The organism is Paenibacillus sp. N119s (genome assembly GCF_059447605.1).
In genome coordinates this window covers 1-415 of record NZ_JCAJRU010000522.1, presented here as the reverse complement: position 1 = coordinate 415, position 415 = coordinate 1, and the positions used below count along the sequence as shown (strand labels likewise).

The 415-nt window shown below is 53.3% G+C and carries 1 protein-coding gene; it reads right to left on the bottom strand.

Annotated elements, in window-relative coordinates; translation table 11 throughout:
- Positions 1–415 (bottom strand): KR domain-containing protein (locus tag AC5V8P_RS26130; protein WP_495474122.1); only part of this gene is annotated, 415 nt, incomplete at both ends.

Below are 415 nucleotides of genomic sequence, written 5' to 3'. Positions count from 1 at the left end.
TGTCTCATGAGCTTTTCCGTGTCCGCATCGATCCGCATCCCGCCCTCTTTCCATAGCGGCCAGCGGATGGATAGCGTCCGGCCCTGCCGTTGCTGCGCTTCCACCAGGGTATTCCGGTAGGCTGCGTACGCATCCATAAAAGCATTAGCAGTGGCATAATCAGCCTGTCCAGGATTGCCTAGGCTACCCGAGATGGAGGAAAAGAGCACGAAGAAATCCAGATCCTGATCACTGCTCGCCTCATCCAGATGAACCAGCCCTTGGACCTTCGGTCCCAGCACCTCGATAAATTCTTCCCTGCTTTTCTTAAGAATGAAGTTATCATGAATGACCCCTGCACAGTGGATGATCCCGTGAACACTCCCGAATTCCTCCTGAATGCTTTTTAGCAAGCCGAACACTGTGTTCCTGTCGG